Annotated in this window: 18 protein-coding genes; 2 read left to right on the plus strand and 16 right to left on the minus strand. The window is 68.9% G+C overall.

Features of this window, described 5'->3' with window-relative positions; all coding sequences use genetic code 11:
- The 12 genes from nuoL to AC068B_RS09700 are packed head-to-tail and all read right to left on the minus strand — an operon-like array spanning position 1 to position 12,781.
- Positions 1-1,896: an NADH-quinone oxidoreductase subunit L gene (gene nuoL, locus AC068B_RS09645; RefSeq protein ID WP_478670207.1), complete on the minus strand. Its 1,896-nt coding sequence runs from the start codon at positions 1,894-1,896 to the stop codon at positions 1-3.
- Between the two features lie 14 nt (positions 1,897-1,910).
- Positions 1,911-2,210 (minus strand): NADH-quinone oxidoreductase subunit NuoK, encoded by a 300-nt coding sequence (gene nuoK / locus AC068B_RS09650; protein WP_003974374.1) that lies wholly within the window; start codon positions 2,208-2,210, stop codon positions 1,911-1,913.
- Positions 2,207-3,049, minus strand: coding sequence for an NADH-quinone oxidoreductase subunit J (locus AC068B_RS09655; protein ID WP_478670209.1), 843 nt, complete (start codon positions 3,047-3,049; stop codon positions 2,207-2,209). Before AC068B_RS09655 ends, nuoK begins: the two co-directional genes overlap by 4 nt.
- Positions 3,046-3,705 (minus strand): NADH-quinone oxidoreductase subunit NuoI, encoded by a 660-nt coding sequence (nuoI, locus tag AC068B_RS09660; RefSeq protein ID WP_478670211.1) that lies wholly within the window; start codon positions 3,703-3,705, stop codon positions 3,046-3,048. The genes AC068B_RS09655 and nuoI overlap by 4 nt, the downstream gene beginning before the upstream one ends.
- Entirely contained in the window at positions 3,698-5,035 is a 1,338-nt protein-coding gene (gene nuoH / locus AC068B_RS09665; RefSeq protein WP_478670320.1) for an NADH-quinone oxidoreductase subunit NuoH, read from the minus strand. Before nuoH ends, nuoI begins: the two co-directional genes overlap by 8 nt.
- A gap of 38 nt (positions 5,036-5,073) precedes the next feature.
- The gene (locus AC068B_RS09670; RefSeq protein ID WP_478670212.1) at positions 5,074-7,587 is read right to left on the minus strand and encodes an NADH-quinone oxidoreductase subunit G; all 2,514 of its coding nucleotides are present in this window, start codon (positions 7,585-7,587) and stop codon (positions 5,074-5,076) included.
- A complete protein-coding gene (nuoF, locus tag AC068B_RS09675; RefSeq protein ID WP_478670213.1) occupies positions 7,584-8,945 on the minus strand; it encodes an NADH-quinone oxidoreductase subunit NuoF in 1,362 nt (453 codons plus the stop codon). Before nuoF ends, AC068B_RS09670 begins: the two co-directional genes overlap by 4 nt.
- Positions 8,945-9,796 carry an NADH-quinone oxidoreductase subunit NuoE gene (gene nuoE, locus AC068B_RS09680; protein WP_478670214.1) on the minus strand — a complete coding sequence of 284 codons (852 nt, stop codon included), beginning with the start codon at positions 9,794-9,796 and terminating at the stop codon, positions 8,945-8,947. Before nuoE ends, nuoF begins: the two co-directional genes overlap by 1 nt.
- Entirely contained in the window at positions 9,793-11,127 is a 1,335-nt protein-coding gene (locus AC068B_RS09685; protein ID WP_468555814.1) for an NADH-quinone oxidoreductase subunit D, read from the minus strand. The genes nuoE and AC068B_RS09685 overlap by 4 nt, the downstream gene beginning before the upstream one ends.
- On the minus strand, positions 11,127-11,849 hold the full coding sequence (locus AC068B_RS09690; RefSeq protein ID WP_478670216.1) for an NADH-quinone oxidoreductase subunit C: 723 nt from the start codon (positions 11,847-11,849) through the stop codon (positions 11,127-11,129). The genes AC068B_RS09685 and AC068B_RS09690 overlap by 1 nt, the downstream gene beginning before the upstream one ends.
- A complete protein-coding gene (locus tag AC068B_RS09695; protein WP_055564035.1) occupies positions 11,846-12,400 on the minus strand; it encodes a NuoB/complex I 20 kDa subunit family protein in 555 nt (184 codons plus the stop codon). The genes AC068B_RS09690 and AC068B_RS09695 overlap by 4 nt, the downstream gene beginning before the upstream one ends.
- A 21-nt stretch (positions 12,401-12,421) precedes the next feature.
- Complete coding sequence (locus AC068B_RS09700; RefSeq protein ID WP_003992243.1) at positions 12,422-12,781, minus strand: NADH-quinone oxidoreductase subunit A; 360 nt, start codon at positions 12,779-12,781, stop codon at positions 12,422-12,424.
- An 884-nt stretch (positions 12,782-13,665) separates the two neighbouring features.
- On the opposite strand from AC068B_RS09700, the gene AC068B_RS09705 reads away from it, so the two are divergent.
- Positions 13,666-14,484, plus strand: a complete 819-nt coding sequence (locus tag AC068B_RS09705) for a C40 family peptidase (protein WP_356251897.1) — start codon at positions 13,666-13,668, stop codon at positions 14,482-14,484.
- Between the two features lie 111 nt (positions 14,485-14,595).
- Here the strand turns inward: AC068B_RS09705 and AC068B_RS09710 are convergent, their stop codons facing one another.
- The gene (locus AC068B_RS09710) at positions 14,596-14,925 is read right to left on the minus strand and encodes a putative quinol monooxygenase (protein ID WP_055564037.1); all 330 of its coding nucleotides are present in this window, start codon (positions 14,923-14,925) and stop codon (positions 14,596-14,598) included.
- 102 nt (positions 14,926-15,027) lie between these two features.
- On the minus strand, positions 15,028-16,314 hold the full coding sequence (locus AC068B_RS09715) for a geranylgeranyl reductase family protein (RefSeq protein ID WP_468555807.1): 1,287 nt from the start codon (positions 16,312-16,314) through the stop codon (positions 15,028-15,030).
- 97 nt (positions 16,315-16,411) lie between these two features.
- Here AC068B_RS09715 and AC068B_RS09720 point away from each other — a divergent pair, with 97 nt between their 5' ends.
- Positions 16,412-16,963, plus strand: coding sequence for a GNAT family N-acetyltransferase (locus AC068B_RS09720; protein WP_478670218.1), 552 nt, complete (start codon positions 16,412-16,414; stop codon positions 16,961-16,963).
- 144 nt (positions 16,964-17,107) lie between these two features.
- Here the strand turns inward: AC068B_RS09720 and AC068B_RS09725 are convergent, their stop codons facing one another.
- The gene (locus tag AC068B_RS09725; RefSeq protein WP_478670221.1) at positions 17,108-19,549 is read right to left on the minus strand and encodes a zinc ribbon domain-containing protein; all 2,442 of its coding nucleotides are present in this window, start codon (positions 19,547-19,549) and stop codon (positions 17,108-17,110) included.
- 156 nt (positions 19,550-19,705) lie between these two features.
- Entirely contained in the window at positions 19,706-20,401 is a 696-nt protein-coding gene (locus tag AC068B_RS09730; protein ID WP_356251903.1) for a demethylmenaquinone methyltransferase, read from the minus strand.
- Between the last annotated feature and the right edge of the window lie 212 nt (positions 20,402-20,613).

The following is a 20,613-nucleotide window of genomic DNA, read 5'->3' on the forward strand; positions in this document are numbered from 1 at the left end:
TCAGACCGCCCTCATCAGCAGGGTCGCGGCGATGAGCACCGCAGCGCCGCCGAACATCGAGACCGCGTAGGAGCGGGCGTAGCCGTTCTGCAGTTTGCGCAGCCGTCCGGAGAGGCCGCCGACCGAGGCCGCCGTGCCGTTGACGACGCCGTCGACCAGGGTGTGGTCGACGTAGACCAGGGACCGCGTGAGGTGTTCGCCGCCGCGCACCAGGACGACGTGGTTGAAGTCGTCCTGGAGGAGGTCGCGGCGGGCGGCGCGGGTGAGCACCGAGCCACGCGGGGCGGTGACCGGGACGGGCTTGCGTCCGTACTGCACGTAGGCGAGGGCGACGCCGATGACGAGGACCACCATGGTGGCGCCCGTGACCGTGGTCGCGCTCAGCGGCGAGTCGCCGTGGTCGTGCTGGGTGACCGGCTCCAGCCAGTGCATGAAGCGGTCGCCGATGCTGAAGAAGCCACCCGCGAACACCGACCCGAAGGCAAGCACGATCATCGGGATGGTCATGGACTTCGGCGACTCGTGCGGGTGCGGCTCGTTGCCGTCCGCATCGGGCTGCCAGCGCTTCTCTCCGAAGAAGGTCATGACCATCACGCGCGTCATGTAGTACGCGGTGATGGCCGCGCCCAGGAGCGCCACCGAGCCGAGGATCCAGCCCTCCGTGCCGCCCTTGGCGAACGCCGCCTCGATGATCTTGTCCTTGGAGAAGAAGCCGGACAGACCGGGGAAGCCGATGATCGCGAGATAGCCGAGACCGAAGGTCACGAAGGTGACCGGCATGTACTTCCGGAGGCCGCCGTACTTCCGCATGTCGACCTCGTCGTCCATGCCGTGCATGACCGATCCGGCGCCGAGGAAGAGCCCGGCCTTGAAGAAGCCGTGCGTCACCAGGTGCATGATCGCGAAGACGTAGCCGATGGGGCCGAGGCCCGCGGCCAGGATCATGTACCCGATCTGGGACATCGTCGACCCGGCGAGGGCCTTCTTGATGTCGTCCTTCGCGCAACCGACGATCGCACCGAACAGGAGCGTGACCGCTCCGACGACGGTGACGACGAGCTGTGCGTCCGGTGCGCCGTTGAAGATCGCGCCGGAGCGGACGATCAAGTACACGCCCGCGGTCACCATCGTGGCGGCGTGGATCAGGGCCGAGACCGGGGTCGGGCCCTCCATCGCGTCACCGAGCCAGGACTGCAGCGGCACCTGCGCGGACTTGCCGCACGCCGCGAGCAGCAGCATCAGGCCGATGGCGGTGAGCTTGCCCTCGCTGGTGTCCCCCGTGGCCTCCAGGACGGGCCCGAAGGCGAAGGTCCCGAAGGTGGTGAACATCAGCATGATGGCGATCGAGAGGCCCACGTCGCCGACCCTGTTGACCAGGAAGGCCTTCTTCGCGGCGGTGGCCGCGCTGGGCTTGTGCTGCCAGAAACCGATCAGGAGGTACGAGGCGAGGCCCACGCCCTCCCATCCGACGTACAGGAGCAGGTAGTTGTCGGCGAGGACAAGGAGGAGCATCGCCGCGAGGAACAGGTTCAGGTAGCCGAAGAAGCGGCGGCGCCGCTCGTCGTGCTCCATGTATCCGATCGAGTAGATGTGGATCAGGGTGCCCACACCGGAGATCAGCAGGACGAACGTCATCGACAACTGGTCGAGCTGGAAGGCGACATCCGCCTGGAAGCCCTCCACGGGCACCCAGCTGAACAGGTGCTGCGACAGCGAGCGCTCCTCGGCGCCCTTGCCCAGCATGTCCGAGAAGAGCACCACGGCGATGACGAAGGAGGCGGCCGCCAGCAGCGTGCCGAGCCAGTGGCCCGCGCGGTCCAGTGCCCGCCCGCCGCACAGCAGTACGGCCGCTCCGAGCAGAGGCGCCGCGACGAGCAGCGCAATCAAGTTCTCCACGATTCAGCGACCCCTCAGAGCTTCATCAGGCTGGCGTCGTCGACCGAGGCCGAGTGGCGGGAGCGGAAGAGCGACACGATGATCGCGAGTCCGACCACGACCTCCGCGGCGGCGACGACCATCGTGAAGAACGCGATGATCTGGCCGTCGAGGTTGCCGTGCATCCGGGAGAAGGCCACGAACGCGAGGTTGCAGGCGTTGAGCATGAGCTCGATGCACATGAACACCACGATCGCGTTCCGCCTGATGAGCACGCCGGTCGCGCCGATCGTGAACAACAGCGCCGCGAGGTACAGGTAATTGACGGGGTTCACTTCGACGCCTCCTCGGTCCGCCCGATGTCGCTGCGCCGCAGGTCGGGCCGCTCCAGACGATCGGTGGAGCGCTGCTCAAGAGCCCGCAGGTCGTCCAGCGCCTCGTTCGACACGTCGCGGATCTGGCCGCGCTCACGCAGCGTCTTGTTGACCGTGAGCTCCGACGGGGTGCCGTCGGGGAGCAGGCCCGCGATGTCCACGGCGTTGTGCCGTGCGTACACACCCGGGGCGGGCAGCGGCGGCAGGTGCTTGCCCTCGCGCACACGCTCCTCGGACAGCTCGCGCTGGGTCTTGGCACGCTCCGTGCGCTCGCGGTGGGTGAGCACCATCGCGCCGACCGTCGCCGTGATGAGCAGGGCACCGGTGATCTCGAAGGCGAAGACGTACTTGGTGAAGATGAGCCCCGCGAGGCCCTCCACGTTGCCGCCCGCGTTCGCCTTGCCGAGGCCGTTGAACTCCTTCACCGAGGCGTTGCCGATGCCCGCGAAGAGCAGCACCGCGAAGCCGAGCCCGCAGAGGAGCGCCAGCCAGCGCTGCCCCTTGATGGTCTCCGTCAGGGAGTCGGCGGCGGTGACGCCGACGAGCATGACCACGAAGAGGAAGAGCATCATGATCGCGCCGGTGTAGACGACGATCTGGACGATGCCCAGGAAGTACGCGCCGTTGGCCAGGTAGAACACCGCGAGGATGATCATCGTCCCGGCCAGGCAGAGCGCGCTGTGCACGGCCTTCTTCATGAGGATGGTGCACAGGGCGCCGATCACCGCGACCGTGCCGAGCACCCAGAACTGGAAGGCCTCGCCGGTGGAGGAGGTGGAGTAGGCGGCGAGCTGCGTCATCGGCCGGTCACCTTCTCCGAAGCGGGCTCGCCGTCCCCGAAGTCCGCGGCCGCCTCCTGGGGCGCCTCTCCCTTGGAGAGGGCGACCTGGGGCACCGTGCCCGGCGCGGCCTCGGTCACCAGGCCCCGGTAATAGTCCTGCTCGTCGGTGCCGGGGAAGATGGCGTGCGGCGAGTCGACCATGCCCTCTTCGAGACCGGCGAGCAGCTGCTCCTTGGTGTAGATGAGGTTCTCGCGGCTGCTGTCGGCCAGCTCGAACTGGTTCGTCATCGTCAACGCGCGCGTGGGGCACGCCTCGATGCACAGACCGCACAGGATGCAGCGGGCGTAGTTGATCTGGTAGACGCGGCCGTACCGCTCACCGGGCGAGTACCTCTCCTCGTCCGTGTTGTCCGCGCCCTCCACATAGATGGCGTCCGCGGGACAGGCCCAGGCGCAGAGCTCACAGCCGACGCACTTCTCCAGGCCGTCCGGATGGCGGTTCAGCTGGTGCCTGCCGTGGAAGCGGGGAGCAGTGGTCTTCTGCTGCTCCGGATACTGCTCGGTCAGCCGCTTCTTGAACATGGCCTTGAAGGTCACGCCGAAGCCCGCGACAGGGTTCTGGAACCCCTGGTTCGATTGGTTCGACTCGTGTGACTCCTGGTTCGACTCAGCCATCGGACGCCTCCTTTCCGTCACTTCGGGATCCGTCACTTTGAGTATCCGGGCCACCACTGACAATCAACTCCCGCTCCTGGCGCGAGCGTCGGCGCGGGACGGGTGGCAGGCTCTGGCCTGGCAGCGGCGGCACCGGGAAGCCGCCCGCCATCGGGTCGAAGGCGACCGGCTTCTCCTCCTCCGCGGCGGCTTCCTTCTCGCGCTTGTCGCGGAAGATGTCGACGACGACGGAGAGCAGCAGCAGCGCGATGACCCCGCCGCCGACATAGAGCGCGATCGAGGTGAATTCGTAGTCCTCGTTCCGCATCGCCCTGACCGTGGCGACCAGCATCAGCCAGACGACCGAGACCGGGATCAGGACCTTCCAGCCGAGCTTCATCAGCTGGTCGTAACGGACGCGGGGCAGCGAGCCGCGCAGCCAGATGAAGAAGAACAGCAGCAGCTGGACCTTGATCACGAACCAGAGCATCGGCCACCAGCCGTGGTTCGCGCCCTCCCAGAACGTGCTGATCGGATACGGCGCCCGCCAGCCGCCCAGGAAGAGCGTGGCCGACACCGCAGAGACGGTCACCATGTTGATGTACTCGGCGAGCATGAACATCGCGAACTTGATGGAGGAGTACTCGGTGTTGAAGCCACCGACGAGGTCGCCCTCGGACTCCGGCATGTCGAACGGCGCACGGTTCGTCTCGCCGATCATCGTCACGATGTAGATGATGAAAGAGACGGGCAGCAGCAGTACGTACCAGCGGTCCGCCTGCGCCTCGACGATCGCCGACGTCGACATCGAACCCGAGTAGAGGAAGACGGAGGCGAAGGCCGCGCCCATCGCGATCTCGTACGAGATCATCTGCGCGCAGGAGCGCAGACCGCCGAGGAGCGGGTACGTCGATCCGGAGCTCCAGCCCGCGAGCACGATGCCGTAGATGCCGACGGAGGCGACCGCGAGGATGTAGAGCATCGCGATCGGCAGGTCGGTGAGCTGCATCGTGGTGCGGTGGCCGAAGATCGAGACTTCGTTGCCCGCGGGCCCGAACGGGATCACCGCGATCGCCATGAAGGCCGGGATCGCCGCGATGACCGGAGCAAGGACGTAGACCACCTTGTCCGCGCGCTTGACGATCACGTCTTCCTTGAGCATCAGCTTGACGCCGTCCGCGAGGGACTGCAGCAGGCCCCAGGGACCGTTCCGGTTGGGGCCGATGCGCAGCTGCATCCAGGCGACGACCTTGCGCTCCCACACGATGGCGAGGAGGACCGTCACCATCAGGAACGCGAAGCAGAAGACCGCCTTGAAGGCGACCAGCCACCAGGGGTCACGGCCGAACATGGACAGGTCTTCCGCCGCAAGCGGCACCAGCGTGTGCGTCACGACGTCACCTCCGGGGCCTCAGTGGGCTCCGGCAGGACCGCCGGGCCGATGCGGACGAGGTCGCCGGGGCGGGCGCCGGTGTCCGACGTGACGCCTCCCCCGGTCGAGTTCAGCGGCAGCCAGACCACGCGGTCGGGCATCTCCGTGATCTGGAGCGGGAGTTCGGTCGTCCCTGCCGGTCCGGCGACCGACAGGAGGTCGCCGTCCTGCACGCCCGCCTCCGCCGCGGTGGCAGCGGACACGCGCGCGTGGGCGGCGTGCCGCGTACCGGCCAGCGCTTCGTCGCCGTCCTGCAGACGGCCCTGGTCGAGCAGCAGCCGGTGGCCCGAGAGGACGGCCTCGCCCGCGGCGGGCCGCGGTGGCTGGGTGCCGGTCTCCAGGGGGTCCGTGGCGTGCGGTCCGTCCCAGCCGCCGAGCCGGTCCAGCTCTCGGCGCAGGGTCAGCAGGTCGGGCAGGCCCAGGTGGATGTCCCCGGCGTCGGCGAGCATGTGCAGCACGCGCGCGTCGGTGGGTGCCAGCCTGCGCGTCATCTGGTCCGGCTTCAGCGCGGCGTCGAACATCCGCGCCCTGCCCTCCCAGTTGAGGAAGGTGCCCGGCTTCTCGGCGACGGCGGCGACGGGCAGGACCACGTCGGCCCGGTCCGTGACCTCGCTGGGCCGCAGCTCCAGCGAGACCAGGAAGCCGACCTCGTCAAGCGCCACACGCGCGCGTGCCGGATCCGGCAGGTCGGCGACCTCGACACCCGCCACCAGGAGGGCACCGAGCTCGCCGGTCGCGGCGGCCTCGACGATCTGACCGGTGTCGCGGCCGTGGCGGTGCGGGAGTTCGGCGACGCCCCAGGCGGCCGCGACCTCGTCCCGCGCGCGCGGGTCGGTGGCCGGACGCCCGCCGGGCAGCAGCGACGGCAGTGCGCCCACCTCAACGGCGGCACGCTCCCCGGCCCTGCGCGGGATCCACACCAGCCGGGCGCCGGTCGCGGCGGCGGCCCGCACGGCGGCGGTGAGGGCGCCGGGCACGGCCGCGAGCCGCTCACCGACGACGATGACCGCCCCTTCGGTGCGCAGCGCCTCGGACGCCTCGGTGCCGGGAGCCTCCAGGCCGACGCCCGCCGCGAGCGCGTCCAGCCACTCGGTCTCGGTGCCGGGCGCCGCGGGCAGCAGCGTGCCGCCCGCCTTCTCCAGGCCGCGGGTCGCGAACGGCGCGAGGGAGAAGGTGCGCTGGCCGTGCTTGCGCCAGGCCTTGCGCAGCCTCAAGAAGACGCCGGGCGCCTCCTCCTCGGACTCGAACCCGGCGAGCAGCACGGCGGGCGCCTTCTCCAGGAAGGCGTACGTGACGCCCGTCCCGTCGAGGTCCCGGCCCCGGCCCGCCACCCGGGCCGCGAGGAAGTCGGCCTCCTCGCCGCTGTGCACGCGCGCGCGGAAGTCGATGTCGTTCGTGTCGAGCGCCACGCGCGCGTACTTGCTGTACGCGTAGGCGTCCTCCACGGTGAGGCGGCCGCCGACGAGGACCCCGGCCCGGCCGCGCGCGGCGGCGAGACCGCGGGCCGCGATCTCCAGGGCCTCGGGCCAGCTGGCGGGCTCCAGTTCACCGGTCGAGGCGTCGCGCACCAGAGGTGTCGTCAGCCGGTCGGGGCGCTGCGCGTAACGGAAGCCGAAGCGTCCCTTGTCGCACATCCACTCCTCGTTGACCTCGGGGTCGTCCGCGGCGAGCCGACGCATCACCTTGCCGCGCCGGTGGTCCGTGCGCGTCGCGCAGCCGCCCGCGCAGTGCTCGCACACCGAGGGCGACGACACCAGGTCGAAGGGCCGGGAGCGGAAGCGATACGCCGCCGAGGTCAGCGCGCCGACCGGGCAGATCTGGATCGTGTTCCCGGAGAAGTACGACTCGAAGGGGTCGCCCTCGCCGGTGCCGACCTGCTGGAGAGCGCCGCGCTCGATGAGTTCGATCATCGGGTCGCCCGCGACCTGGTTGCTGAAGCGGGTGCAGCGGGCGCAGAGCACGCACCGCTCGCGGTCGAGCAGCACCTGGGTGGAGATCGGCACCGGCTTCTCGTACGTCCGCTTCTTGCCCTCGAAGCGGGTGTCCGAGTCGCCGACCTGCATCGCCTGGTTCTGCAGCGGGCACTCGCCGCCCTTGTCGCAGACGGGGCAGTCCAGCGGGTGGTTGATGAGCAGCAGCTCCATCACGCCGCGCTGCGACTTCTCGGCGACGGCCGAGGTCAGCTGCGACTTCACGACCATGCCGTCGGTGCACGTGATGGTGCAGGACGCCATCGGCTTGCGCTGGCCCTCCACCTCGACGATGCACTGGCGGCAGGCGCCCGCAGGGTCGAGCAGCGGGTGGTCGCAGAACCGCGGGATCTCGATGCCGAGCAGCTCGGCGGCCCGGATGACCAACGTCCCCTTGGGGACGCTGATCTCGATGCCGTCGATGGTCAGCGAGACGAGATCCGCCGGCGGAACCGCCGCCTCCCCGCCCCCGGAGGGAGCGTTGTTGGTGGTCACTGTCATGCGTTCACCTGCGCGCTTTCAGCGGGCCTGTCGGCCCAGAGAGTCGACTTGGCCGGGTCGAAGGGGCAGCCCTTGCCGGTGATGTGCTGCTCGTACTCCGCACGGAAGTACTTCAGCGAGGAGAAGATCGGCGAGGCCGCGCCGTCACCCAGGGCGCAGAAGGACTTGCCGTTGATGTTGTCGGCGATGTCGTTCAGCTTGTCCAGGTCGGACATGACGCCCTTGCCGGCCTCGATGTCCCGGAGCAACTGCACCAGCCAGTACGTTCCTTCGCGGCAGGGCGTGCACTTGCCGCAGGACTCGTGCGCGTAGAACTCGGTCCAACGGGTCACGGCCCGCACGACGCACGTCGTCTCGTCGAAGCACTGCAGCGCCTTCGTGCCGAGCATCGATCCGGCGGCGCCGACGCCCTCGTAGTCGAGGGGGACGTCGAGGTGCTCGTCGGTGAACATCGGCGTCGAGGAGCCGCCCGGTGTCCAGAACTTGAGCCGGTGTCCGGCGCGCATGCCGCCGCTCATGTCGAGCAGCTGGCGCAGGGTGATGCCGAGCGGCCCCTCGTACTGACCGGGGTTGGTGACGTGCCCGCTCAGCGAATAGAGGGTGAAGCCGGGCGACTTCTCGCTGCCCATCGACTTGAACCAGTCTTTCCCCCGATTCAGGATCGCGGGAACGGACGCGATGGACTCGACGTTATTGACGACAGTGGGGCATGCGTAGAGGCCCGCGACGGCAGGGAAGGGGGGACGCAGTCGCGGTTGGCCGCGGCGGCCTTCGAGCGAGTCGAGCAGTGCGGTCTCTTCACCACAGATGTACGCGCCCGCGCCCGCGTGCACGGTGAGTTCGAGATCGAGCCCGCTGCCCAGCACGTTCTTCCCGAGGTAGCCCGCCGCATAGGCCTCGCGGACCGCCTCGTGCAACCTGCGCAGTACGGGGACGACTTCACCCCGCAGATAGATGAAGGCATGCGACGACCTGATCGCATGGCAGGCGATCACGATCCCCTCGATGAGGGAATGCGGGTTCGCGAAGAGGAGCGGGATGTCCTTGCAGGTCCCCGGCTCCGATTCGTCGGCGTTGACCACTAGATAGTGCGGCTTGCCGTCTCCCTGCGGAATGAACTGCCACTTCATTCCGGTGGGGAATCCCGCGCCGCCCCTGCCCCGCAGCCCGGAGTCCTTCACGTACGCGATGACGTCGTCCGGGGCCATGGCGAGCGCCTTGCGCAGGCCTTCGTACCCCTCGTGCCGTCGGTAGGTGTCCAGCGTCCAGGACTTCTCCTCGTCCCAGAACGCCGAAAGCACGGGTGCCAGCAGCTTCTCGGGGCTGGTCTCGTTGTCGATCTCGGCTGCCAAGGTCATCACTCCCCCTCCTCGGCGGTCGGCCCCGCCGGGTGCGCCGGGTCGGACGCCGAGGTCTGCTGCGGCGCGTCGTGCGAGCTGAGGTGCTCGGCGGGGGCCTCGTCCTGAGGGCCTCCCGTGCGCGGGTGGACCACGCGCGGCTGCGGCTCCTCGCCCTTGGCCAGGCGCAGTCCGATCAGCGATGCGGGGCCCGCGCCGCCGCTCGCCTCGACGGCGCCGGGCCGCTCGTCCGGGAAGCCCGCCAGGATCCGGGCCGTCTCCTTGTACGTGCACAAGGGCGCCCCGCGGGTGGGCCGTACGACCTTGCCGTCGCGCAGGTCGTCGACGAGCCGCTTGGCGGACTCCGGGGTCTGGTTGTCGAAGAACTCCCAGTTGACCATCACCACGGGGGCGAAGTCGCAGGCGGCGTTGCACTCGATGTGCTCAAGGGTGATCTTGCCGTCCCCGGTCGTCTCGTCGTTGCCGACGGCCAGGTGCTCCTTGAGTTCGTCGAAGATCGCGTCGCCGCCCATGACCGCGCACAGCGTGTTGGTGCAGACGCCGACCTGGTAGTCACCGGACGGCTTGCGCCGGTACATGGTGTAGAAGGTCGCGACGGCCGTGACCTCTGCCGTGGTCAGGCCCAGCATCTCGGCGCAGAACCGCATGCCCGTGCGCGTGACGTGGCCCTCCTCGGACTGCACCAGGTGCAGCAGCGGGAGGAGGGCGGACCGGGAGTCCGGGTAGCGCGCGATGACGTCCTTGGCATCCACCTCAAGGCGGGCCCGCACGTCGGCCGGGTAGTCGGGGGCGGGGAGTTGGGGCATGCCCAGGCTGACGCCCGCGCCCTGCTCCGAAGGGGTGGTGGTCACCGGTCGACGCCTCCCATCACGGGGTCGATGGACGCGACGGCGACGATGACGTCGGCGACCTGGCCGCCCTCGCACATCGCCGCCATGGCCTGCAGGTTGGTGAAGGACGGGTCGCGGAAGTGGACCCGGTAGGGGCGGGTGCCCCCGTCGGACACGACGTGCACGCCGAGCTCGCCCTTGGGCGACTCGACCGCTGTGTACGTCTGCCCGGGCGGGACCCGGAATCCCTCGGTCACCAGCTTGAAGTGGTGGATGAGGGACTCCATGGAGGTGCCCATGATCTTCTTGATGTGGTCGAGCGAGTTGCCGAGGCCGTCCGGGCCGAGGGCCAGTTGGGCGGGCCAGGCGATCTTCTTGTCCTCGACCATGACCGGTCCGGGGGCGAGCCGGTCGATGCACTGCTCGACGATGCGCAGCGACTGCCGCATCTCCTCCAGGCGGATCAGGAAGCGTCCGTAGGAGTCGCAGGTGTCGGCGGTCGGGATGTCGAACTCGTAGTTCTCGTACCCGCAGTAGGGCTGGGACTTGCGCAGGTCGTGCGGGAGGCCCGCCGAGCGCAGGACCGGTCCGGTGGCGCCGAGGGCCATGCAGCCCGCGAGGTCGAGATAGCCGACGTCCTGCATGCGGGCCTTGAAGATGGGGTTCCCGGTGGCGAGCTTGTCGTACTCCGGGATGTTCTTCTTCATCGTCTTCACGAACTCGCGCAGCTGGTCCACCGTGCCGGGCGGCAGGTCCTGGGCGAGGCCGCCTGGCCGGACGTACGCGTGGTTCATCCGCAGGCCGGTGATGAGCTCGAAGACATCGAGAACGAGTTCACGATCCCGGAATCCGTAGATCATGATCGTGGTCGCGCCGAGTTCCATGCCGCCGGTGGCGATGCACACCAGGTGCGAGGAGAGGCGGTTGAGCTCCATGAGGAGCACACGGATGACCGAGGCGCGGTCCGGGATCTGGTCCTCGATGCCGAGGAGCTTCTCGACCCCGAGGCAGTACGCCGTCTCGTTGAAGAACGGCGTCAGGTAGTCCATGCGCGTGACGAACGTCGTGCCCTGCGTCCACGTGCGGTATTCGAGGTTCTTCTCGATGCCGGTGTGCAGATAGCCGATGCCGCAGCGGGCCTCGGAGACGGTCTCGCCCTCAATCTCCAGGATGAGCCGGAGCACACCGTGCGTGGACGGGTGCTGGGGGCCCATGTTGACGATGATGCGCTCGTCGTCGGCCTTGGCCGCGGACTGGACGACCTCGTCCCAGTCGCCGCCGGTGACCGTATATACAGTCCCCTCGGTCGTCTCGCGGGGGGAAGCGTGGGATGTTCCCTGAGTGGCAGACATCAGCTGTACGACCTCCGCTGGTCCGGAGCCGGGATCTGGGCGCCCTTGTATTCGACGGGGATGCCGCCGAGGGGGTAGTCCTTGCGCTGCGGGAAGCCCTGCCAGTCGTCCGGCATCATGATCCGCGTGAGCGCCGGGTGGCCGTCGAAGATCAGGCCGAAGAAGTCGTACGCCTCGCGCTCGTGCCAGTCGTTGGTCGGATAGACCGGGACCAGTGAGGGCAGGTGCGGATCGGCTTCGGGGACGCCGACTTCGAGCCGGATCAGCCGGTTGTGGGTGATCGAGCGCAGGTGGTAGACGGCGTGCAGCTCGCGGCCCTTGTCGCCGGGAAGGTGCACCCCGCTCACGCCCGTGCAGAGCTCGAAGCGCAGGGCCGGGTCGTCGCGCAGGGTCCGGGCCACGCGGACGAGGTGCTCGCGCTCGATGTGGAAGGTGATCTCGTCGCGGTCGACGACCGTCTTGTCGATGGCGTTCTCCGGGACGAGGCCCTGCTCCTCCAGGGCCCCTTCCAGCTCGTCCGCGGTCTCGTCGAACCAGCCGCCGTAGGGGCGCGAGGAAGCGCCGGGCAGGGTGACGGTCCGCACGAGCCCGCCGTAGCCGGACGTGTCGCCGCCGTTGTTGGCGCCGAACATGCCCTTGCGTACGCCGATGACCTCGCCGGCCTCGTCGCGCGGCGCCGGTACGCCGTTGCCGTTCAGGTGCTCGTCGTGCGCGTCGCTCACCGCAGCAGCCCCTTCATCTCAATGGTGGGGAGCGCCTTGAGGGCCGCCTCCTCCGCCTCACGGGCGGCTTCTTCCGCGTTCACGCCGAGCTTGGTGTTCTGGATCTTCTGATGGAGCTTGAGAATCGCGTCCAACAGCATCTCGGGGCGTGGCGGGCAGCCGGGCAAATAGATGTCAACCGGGACGACATGGTCCACGCCCTGCACAATCGCGTAATTGTTGAACATTCCACCCGATGACGCGCAAACCCCCATGGAAATGACCCACTTGGGATTCGGCATCTGGTCATAGACCTGCCGCAGCACCGGCGCCATCTTCTGGCTCACCCGGCCCGCCACGATCATCAGGTCGGCCTGGCGCGGCGAGCCACGGAAGACCTCCATGCCGAAGCGCGCCATGTCATAGCGCCCGGCACCGGTCGTCATCATCTCGATGGCGCAGCAGGCGAGACCGAACGTGGCGGGGAAGACGGACGACTTCCGCATCCATCCCGCGGCCTGCTCGACGGTGGTCAGCAGAAATCCGCTCGGCAGCTTCTCTTCGATTCCCATGCTCTTTGACCCCTCAGACCCTTAGTCCCATTCCAGGCCGCCGCGTCGCCATACGTACGCGTACGCAACGAAGACGGTGAGCACGAAGAGCAGCATCTCCACGAGCCCGAAAATCCCCAGCGCGTCGAAAGTGACGGCCCAGGGATAGAGGAAGACGATCTCGATGTCGAAGACGATGAAGAGCATCGCCGTCAGGTAGTACTTGATGGGGAATCGCCCGCCGCCTGCCGGCGTCGGCGTCGGCTCGATGCCGCACTCATAGGCCTCTAGCTTTGCGCGGTTGTACCGCTTTGGACCGATAAGCGTGGCCATGACCACGGAGAAGATCGCAAAGCCTGCCCCGAGGGCTCCCAGCACGAGGATGGGCGCATAGGCGTTCACGCTCCTCGCTCCTCTCAGTCGGCACTGACTGTTGGCGGTTGCGTCGGACCGCTCCCTGATTCCCATCGAAGATCGCTTACATGTGAAGCAGGTCACAAGCCCAACTGCCCCGCATCCTATGCCCGGCGGTCTGTGATCTGCGACACGGGGTACGACAACGGCTTTGTGATCTCCACCACCTGACGAAGGATCATGAAGTCGGATGAGCGGTGATCTTCATACGCGAAGCGCCTGAGTGATCACTAGAGGTGACATCTCAGCGCGTCATTGCTGGTCGAGAGCGTGCCGCTCTATCAAGCGGTGGCGTCTGCAAGCAAATTGGCGCTGGACGGGATCGCTTGATAGAGGACCCGCGTTCACACTTTGGCGGCACAGGTGTGGACGGATGTGGACGCGTGCGCCGATTCACTAGCGCCGGGACTCCGTAGCCGACCCTCACGGCCGACTCTCACGACCGACCCTCATCACCGACCCCCGCGAGCGATCTCCACGACCTCCCGTCGGCGACCCGTCCGTCCGCGGGGACCCACCCGGCTCACCCCTCGGGCCGGTTCGGGCCGGTGTCGAAAACTGCGGGAGATCTCAGGGATGTCTCAGCGAGATCTCAGGGAGACCCCCAGGAGGCCGCACTGTGACCTGCACCACACGGCCAACTTCCCCGAATAAGCCGGGCTTGGCCAACGGACTCAACGGGTGGTAGACCGAGGGCAATTCGGGCGTATCGCAGAAAACCCATGATCACAGGCGTGATCAGCCCTGTCCGCATTGCCCGTTACGGCGTCAATAAAGAGCGACACGCCCGGGATTCAGGCGCGGAATCCGCAACTGTGGCGCAGCACACGTTTCTTGAAGGGAACCCTGAGTCCCTGATAGCGGTTGGTCTCATGTCCCACACCGCTCACATACCCAGCCACCGGAAGCCCCGTCGCAGCGCCTCGAAGATTGCCCTGCGTGCCGGAGTTGCCGGTGGCGTCCTCAGCACCCTGGCAGTGGCCGCGGCCGCCGGTACGGCTAACGCGGCCGAGCCGGTGTCCGAGACCATCGAGATGCCCACGCTCTCCACCGATCTGTCCGCACAGATCGCGCAGTCGGCCGACGCCACCCAACAGGCCGCCGACTCCTACGAGTCGCGCGCCGAGCAGGACGCGGCCGCCTCCAAGGCCGCCAAGCAGGCCAAGGCGGACCTCGCGAAGGCCGAGAAGAAGGCCGAGGCCGAGCGCAAGGCCGAGGCCGCCGCGAAGAAGAAGGCGGAGGAGGAGCGCGCCTCGCGTTCCGCCGAGCGCACGGACCTCTCCACGCAGTCCGGTGGCGGTTCCACGAGCGCCTCCGACTCGGTCGCCCCGGCCAGCGGCAGCGTCGGCTCGGTCATCAGCTTCCTCAAGGCGCAGCTCGGCGACGCCTACGTGATGGGCGCCTCGGGCCCGAACGCCTGGGACTGCTCCAGCCTCGTGCAGGCCGCGTTCAAGCAGGCGGGCGTGGACCTTCCGCGCGTCTCGCAGGACCAGTCGACGATGGGCACCGAGGTCGGCACCTCGAACCTGCAGGTCGGCGACATCCTCTACTGGGGTGGCAAGGGCTCCGCCTACCACGTCGGTGTGTACATCGGTAACGGCCAGTACCTGGACGCCGCCAACCCCGGCAAGGGCGTTGTCATCCAGGACCTGTCCGGTTACCCGGCCTCGGGTGCCGTGCGCGTCCTCTGACGGCCCCTTAGAGCTACGACCAAGGGCCGGAACCCCCCTGGAGGGGTTCCGGCCCTTGGTGCGCCCTGAGAGGGCTTCTCAGGCGTTCCTCACGCCTTCGTCACGTCTTCCTCACGCGTTCTTCGGCTTCAGCTCCGCCATCTCGGACCAACCGCTGCCCTCGATCTCGGTGTTCACGATCTGCGGAACGGTCGCGATGAGCTCGCCCATCGTCTCCATGGCGGCCTTGAAGTGGTCGGAGCCGACGTGCGCGGCGCCCGCGTCCCCGTCGGCGAAGGCCTCCAGGAGCACGAACTGGTTCGGGTCCTCCACGGAGCGGGACCACTCGAAGAAGACGTTGCCCGGCTCCGCGCGCGTGGCGGTGGTGAATGCGGCGGTCCGCTCGATCCAGCTGTCGCTGTGCTCGGGGCGGACGGTGAACTTCACGGCGATGAAAATCATCCGACCAGCGTGCCTTGTGCCCGACGGATGGGGCAAATCGGGCTACTGGGGCTCTGACCTGGGCCTGGAGGGCGCCGCGGGACTCCCCGCGGCGCCCGGGGCTCACGCCTTCGGGGCCACCTTGCTCAGGCCGTTGATGATGCGGTCCATCGCGTCGCCGCCCATCGGGTCCGTCAGGTTCGCCAGCATCTTCAGGGTGAACCGCATCAGGACCGGGTGGGTCAGGCCGCGCTGGGTCGCGATCTTCATGACCTTCGGGTTGCCGATGAGCTTCACGAAGGCACGGCCCAGCGTGTAGTAGCCGCCGTAGACCTCCTTGAGCGTCTGCGGGTAGTTCTGCAGGGCCAGTTCGCGCTGGGCGGGGGTGGCACGCGCGTGTGCCTGCGCGATGACGTCCGCCGCGATCTGGCCGGATTCCATGGCGTACGCGATGCCCTCGCCGTTGAAGGGGTTCACCAGGCCGCCCGCGTCGCCGACGAGCAGCAGGCCCTTCGTGTAGTGCGGCTGACGGTTGAAGGCCATCGGCAGGGCGGCGCCGCGGATCGGCGTCGTCATGTTCTCCGGGGTGTAGCCCCAGTCCTCCGGCATCGAGGCGCACCAGGCCTTGAGGACCTCGCGCCAGTCCAGCTCGCGGAACGACTTGGACGAGTTGAGGATGCCGAGGCCGACGTTGGACGTGCCGTCGCCCATGCCGAAGACCCAGCCGTAGCCCGGCAGGAGGCGGTCCTCGCCGGGTCCGCGGCGGTCCCACAGCTCCAGCCAGGACTCCAGGTAGTCGTCGTCGTGGCGGGGCGAGGTGAAGTACGTGCGGACCGCGACGCCCATCGGGCGGTCCTCGCGGCGGTGCAGGCCCATGGCGAGCGAGATCCGCGAGGAGTTGCCGTCGGCCGCGACGACGAGCGGGGCGTGGAAGGTGACCGGGGTCTTCTCCTCGCCCATCTTGGCGTGCACGCCGGTGATGCGGCCGGTCCGGTCGTCGATGATGGGCTCACCGACATTGGCCCGCTCGTACAGGCGGGCGCCCGCCTTCTGCGCCTGTCGGGCGAGCTGCTCGTCGAAGTCGTCGCGCTTCCGCACGAGACCGTAGTCGGGGTAAGAGGCGAGTTCCGGCCAGTCCAGCTGGAGCCGCACACCGCCGCCGATGATGCGCAGGCCCTTGTTCCGCAGCCAACCCGCCTCTTCGGAGATGTCGATTCCCATGGAGACCAGCTGCTTGGTGGCGCGGGGCGTGAGCCCGTCACCGCACACCTTTTCCCGCGGAAACGCGGTCTTCTCAAGGAGGAGTACGTCGAGGCCGGCCTTCGCCAGGTAGTACGCCGTCGTCGAACCGGCGGGGCCGGCCCCGACGACAATTACGTCCGCGGTGTGTTCGGAGAGCGGCTCGGTCACGGCGGGTTCTCCCCAAGGCTCGAAATCTGTGTGCCGACCGGCACGGGATATGGGCAGTCTATGAGGCGGTACTGATCAGCCAGCCGAAGGGCCACACGTGACCGAGCAGACCGAGACCCTGCCCGCGCTGCACCTCCCCGCCGTGCAGCTGCGCGTCCCCACCCACGAGGACGCCTTTGCCTGGCACCGGCTCTTCGACGACCCCGAGGTCATGGAGTTCTTCGGCGGCTCGTCGGCGGAGCTCTCCATGTACGAGGAGCTGACCGCCCGGCAGCGCAGACACGACGCCGAACTGGGCTACTGCCTGTGGACCTTGCTCGACCCGGCCGGTGAGCCGATCGGTTTCACCGGCGCCCAGCCCTGGCCCAGGCCCTGGGGCCCGGTGGGCGAGATCGAGATCGGCTGGCGGCTCGCCCGTGCCGCCTGGGGCAAGGGGTACGCGTCCGCGGCCGCGGAGGCGACGGTCGAGCGGCTGCGCGCGGCGGGGGTGCCGAGCGTGGTGGCGATGGTCATCTCCGACAACGAGCGGTCCATCGCGGTGACGCGGCGGCTCGGCATGGAGCTCGTCGAGTCGTTCACCACTCCCCCGCGGGTACCCGGCGACGAGTCGTCGCGGCGCACGGCCCACTGCTTCCGGCTCACTCTTTAGAGAGCCTGCAGCAAGGCTCCGGGCGTGTCTCGGAGCCTTGCGGCGGGCCGCGGCCGTCGGTGCGTTGGCCTGTCGGTCTGTCGGTCTGTCGGTCTGTCGGTCTGTCGGTCTGTCGGTCTGTCGGTCTGTCGGTCTGCCGATCCGTCAGTCCGTGAGGCGCCAGGTGTCCAGTGCGGTCGCGTGCGTCTTCGCGCCCTCGCCCGTCGGCCAGAAGTCCTCGCGCCAGGAGAGCTGGATCGCGTACTCCGTGCCGTTCTCCGCGACGTAGCTCTGGTTGATGGCGTGGATCGTCCGGCCCGCGTCGTCCGTGTACGTGTACTCCCAGATCGCCCCGTCCTGCCCCTGGAAGGTGTTCTCCTCCATCCGGATGCGGTCGTAGTCGGACTTGTCGGGCGCCTTCTTGGTGTGCTTCTCGATGTTCCGGAAGTTCTCGTACGAGGTGTAGGGCGCGTCCGCGACGACGCCGACGAGGAACTCCTCACGCCCGGTCGACCCGGCATAGGTGATCTGTCCGGGGCGCTCGGGGTTGACGGACTGGCGGGTCCATCCCTCGGGCACCGCGAAGGAGAAGCCCTCGGGGTCCGTGATCCGTTCGGTGCCCTCGGGGACCTTCGACTCGCCGGTCGTACCGGCGTCCGTGCTGTCGCCGGGCTCCGGGCTCTGCGACACCGACGGGCTCGGGGCACCGTTCGGGTCCGCGCTCGGGTTCCTGCTCGGCTCGTCGGTCCGGCTGACCGCGGGCTTGTCGTCCTTGCCCGCCCCGCCCGCCTTGTCGTCGCCCCGGTCCTTCCAGAGCAGCGCCCCGGCGGTGGCACCACCGCCGACGACGAGGGCGACGGCAATGGTGACCACCCAGACGGTGGCCCGGCCGCGCGGCTTGGGGGCGACGGGGGGCTGGGGGCCCGGGTGGGTGGGGTGCGTGGGCTGCGTGGGCTGCGTGGGCTGCGTGGGGTAGGCGTACGAAGGGGTCGAGGCGGGGAGTGCCGGGGCGGTCGGTGGCGTCTGGGGCGTGGCGAGCGGTGCGTACGGGGGAAGCGCGGGGGCCGTGGCTCCCTGGCCTGTCATCTGGAGGAGGTACGGGCCCAGGAACGCCGCCGGGAAGATCCACAGCAGCCCGAACAGCAGCACCTCCGGGACGCTCAGGCCCGTCTCCACGCTGCCGCCGCCGCTGCTGCTCGACCCGCCGAAGCCCGAGCCGCTGTCGAAGGCCTGCCCCGACACCTCGACGCCGATACCGCTGAACCCGGCGAGCAGTAGCACGAACCCGAAGAAGACACCCGCGGCGAGGAGCTGCTCGCCGCGGCCGACGCAGCGTCGCGCGGCGAGCACGCCGAGAGTCAGCGCGCAGACGAGACCGAGTGCCAACGCACCCACGATCGCCCAGTCGTTGGTGACGTCACCGAGTTCGGCGAGGCCGAACGACCCGCTCTGGCGCCCGCTCCCGTACATCGAGCTGCTGCCGTGCGCCGAGGCCTCCGCGCCCGCGCCCCAGCCGATGCCGAGCGCCGTCACCGCGAGGTTCGGCAGGACGAGCAGTGCGATCAGGAGCGGTGAGATGTCGGAGTCGTCGAGGTCGGTGAGCTCGGCCAGGTCGTCCACCTGGGCGAGGCTGATGAAGGCGACGAGCGAGCAGAGTACGAGTACGACGACGAGGGCCCGCACCGCCGTGCCGGTCGCCCGGATGAGGGACTGTGCTCCCGGCCGCGCGGTCATGTTCGCCGCCCAGGCCGACGTGTCCACGCGGTGCAACACCCCGTAGGACACGGCGAGTCCGAGCACCAGCGCGCCCAGCGCGGCGAGCACCGGGGACGACGACAGCTCCACGCCCTCGATCTCGGGCTGCGCGAAGAGTGCGAGCGCGAGGACGCCGACGGTTACCAACAGCGCGACGCGCACGGCCGCTTCGAGCCCTGCCGTGCCGCTGCCCTGGCCCGCGCCCCGGGCCACGAGGCGGTTCCTGAGCACGCGTACGCCGATGAAGAGAGCCACGAGCCACAGTGCGGTCATGGTGAGCGGGACCATGTGGAGGGAGGCGGTGCCTTCGGCCACGGCTCCCGTGGAGTCCGAACCCGTGCCCGAGCCCATGCCCGAGCCAAGGCCCAGGCCGTCGGCGCCGGATCCGCCGGACACCGAGTCGCCGAAGTCCGGGCGCTCCTCCCGGCCGGTGAACTCGAAGCCTCCGCCGACCGATTGGAGCAGGAACGCGAGGGCGATGCGGAGCCGGTCGGTGAAGCCGAAGACGGCGTCGTCGTCCTGCCCGTACGCAGGGGTCGCCAGCGCGGTGGCCCCGGCCAGCAGCAGGACGACGGGCCAGAGCGCGGCCTGCACGGATCCGGCCCAGTCCCCACGGAACGTACGGCCGAAGAAGGCGCCGACGGGTGAGGGGGTGGTGGAGGGCGGGGGTGAGTTGGGGGGCGGGGGCGGAGGCGGGCTCTGTGGGGCGGGCGGGGTTTCCTCCGCGGGCGGGGTTCCCTCCGCGGCCGGGGTCTCCTCCGTCGGCGCCGGAAGGCGTTCACGCCCGCACTTCATGCAGAAGCGGGCCTCATCAGGGCTGGGCGCCCCACAGTGTGGGCAGTACGACGCCATCAAGACGCTCCGGGGACTCAGGAGTTCAGCAAGGAAGCGGACCGGCCCATAAGCGCCGCGTAAGTAAACGGCAGGGTCGTATCAACGGACACATCTTGCCCGGTGGCCGGTTCCCTTGGGCCCGCAGAACCCGAGTCTCAACTGGAGCGTTACGAATCAGCTCTGCTTGAAGCCGCGGTGCAGCGCCACGATGCCGCCCGTCAGGTTCCGCCAGGCCACCTTCGACCAGCCCGCTTCCTTCAGCAGACCGGCGAGCGCGGGCTGGTCGGGCCAGGTGCGGATCGACTCGGCGAGATAGACGTACGCGTCCGGGTTCGAGGAGACCGCTCGCGCGACCGGCGGCAGCGCGCGCATCAGGTACTCCTCGTACACCGTGCGGAACGGACCCCACGTCGCGTGCGAGAACTCGCAGATCACGACCCGGCCGCCGGGCTTCGTCACGCGGTACAGCTCGCGCAGGGCGGCGCCCGTGTCCTGGATGTTGCGCAGGCCGAAGGAGATCGTGACGGCGTCGAAGACGTCGTCCTTGAACGGCAGCTTCATGCCGTCGCCCGCGGTGAACGGCATCCACGGGTGGCGCTGCTTGCCGACCTGCAGCATGCCGAGGGAGAAGTCGCAGGGCACGACGTACGCACCGGCCTGGGCGAAGGGCTGGGAGGACGTGGCGGTGCCTGCGGCGAGGTCGAGGACCTTCTGCGCGGGGCGGGCGTCCACCGCCTTCGCGACCTCCTTGCGCCAGAGGCGGGCCTGGCCGAGGGAGAGCACGTCGTTGGTGAGGTCGTAGCGTTCCGCCACGTCGTCGAACATCGTGGCGACTTCGTGCGGCTGCTTGTCCAAGGAGGCTCGGGTCACCCGGCCATTGTGTCAGGCCGGTCTTCTCTCTTGACGAAGGGCTCTTTCGCCTGCGGCGGGCTTCGTCGCCGACTCGTCTGCCGCGTATGGCCTCTGGCGGGTGCGGGTTGGTTGTGGTTGCTCGCGCAGTTCCCCGCGCCCCTGAACAGTCGCCTGCGGCGGGCTTCGTCGCCGACTCGTCTGCCACGTATGGCCTCTGGCGGGTGCGGGGC

The sequence above is a fragment of the Streptomyces sp. NPDC042371 genome, from assembly GCF_056437465.1.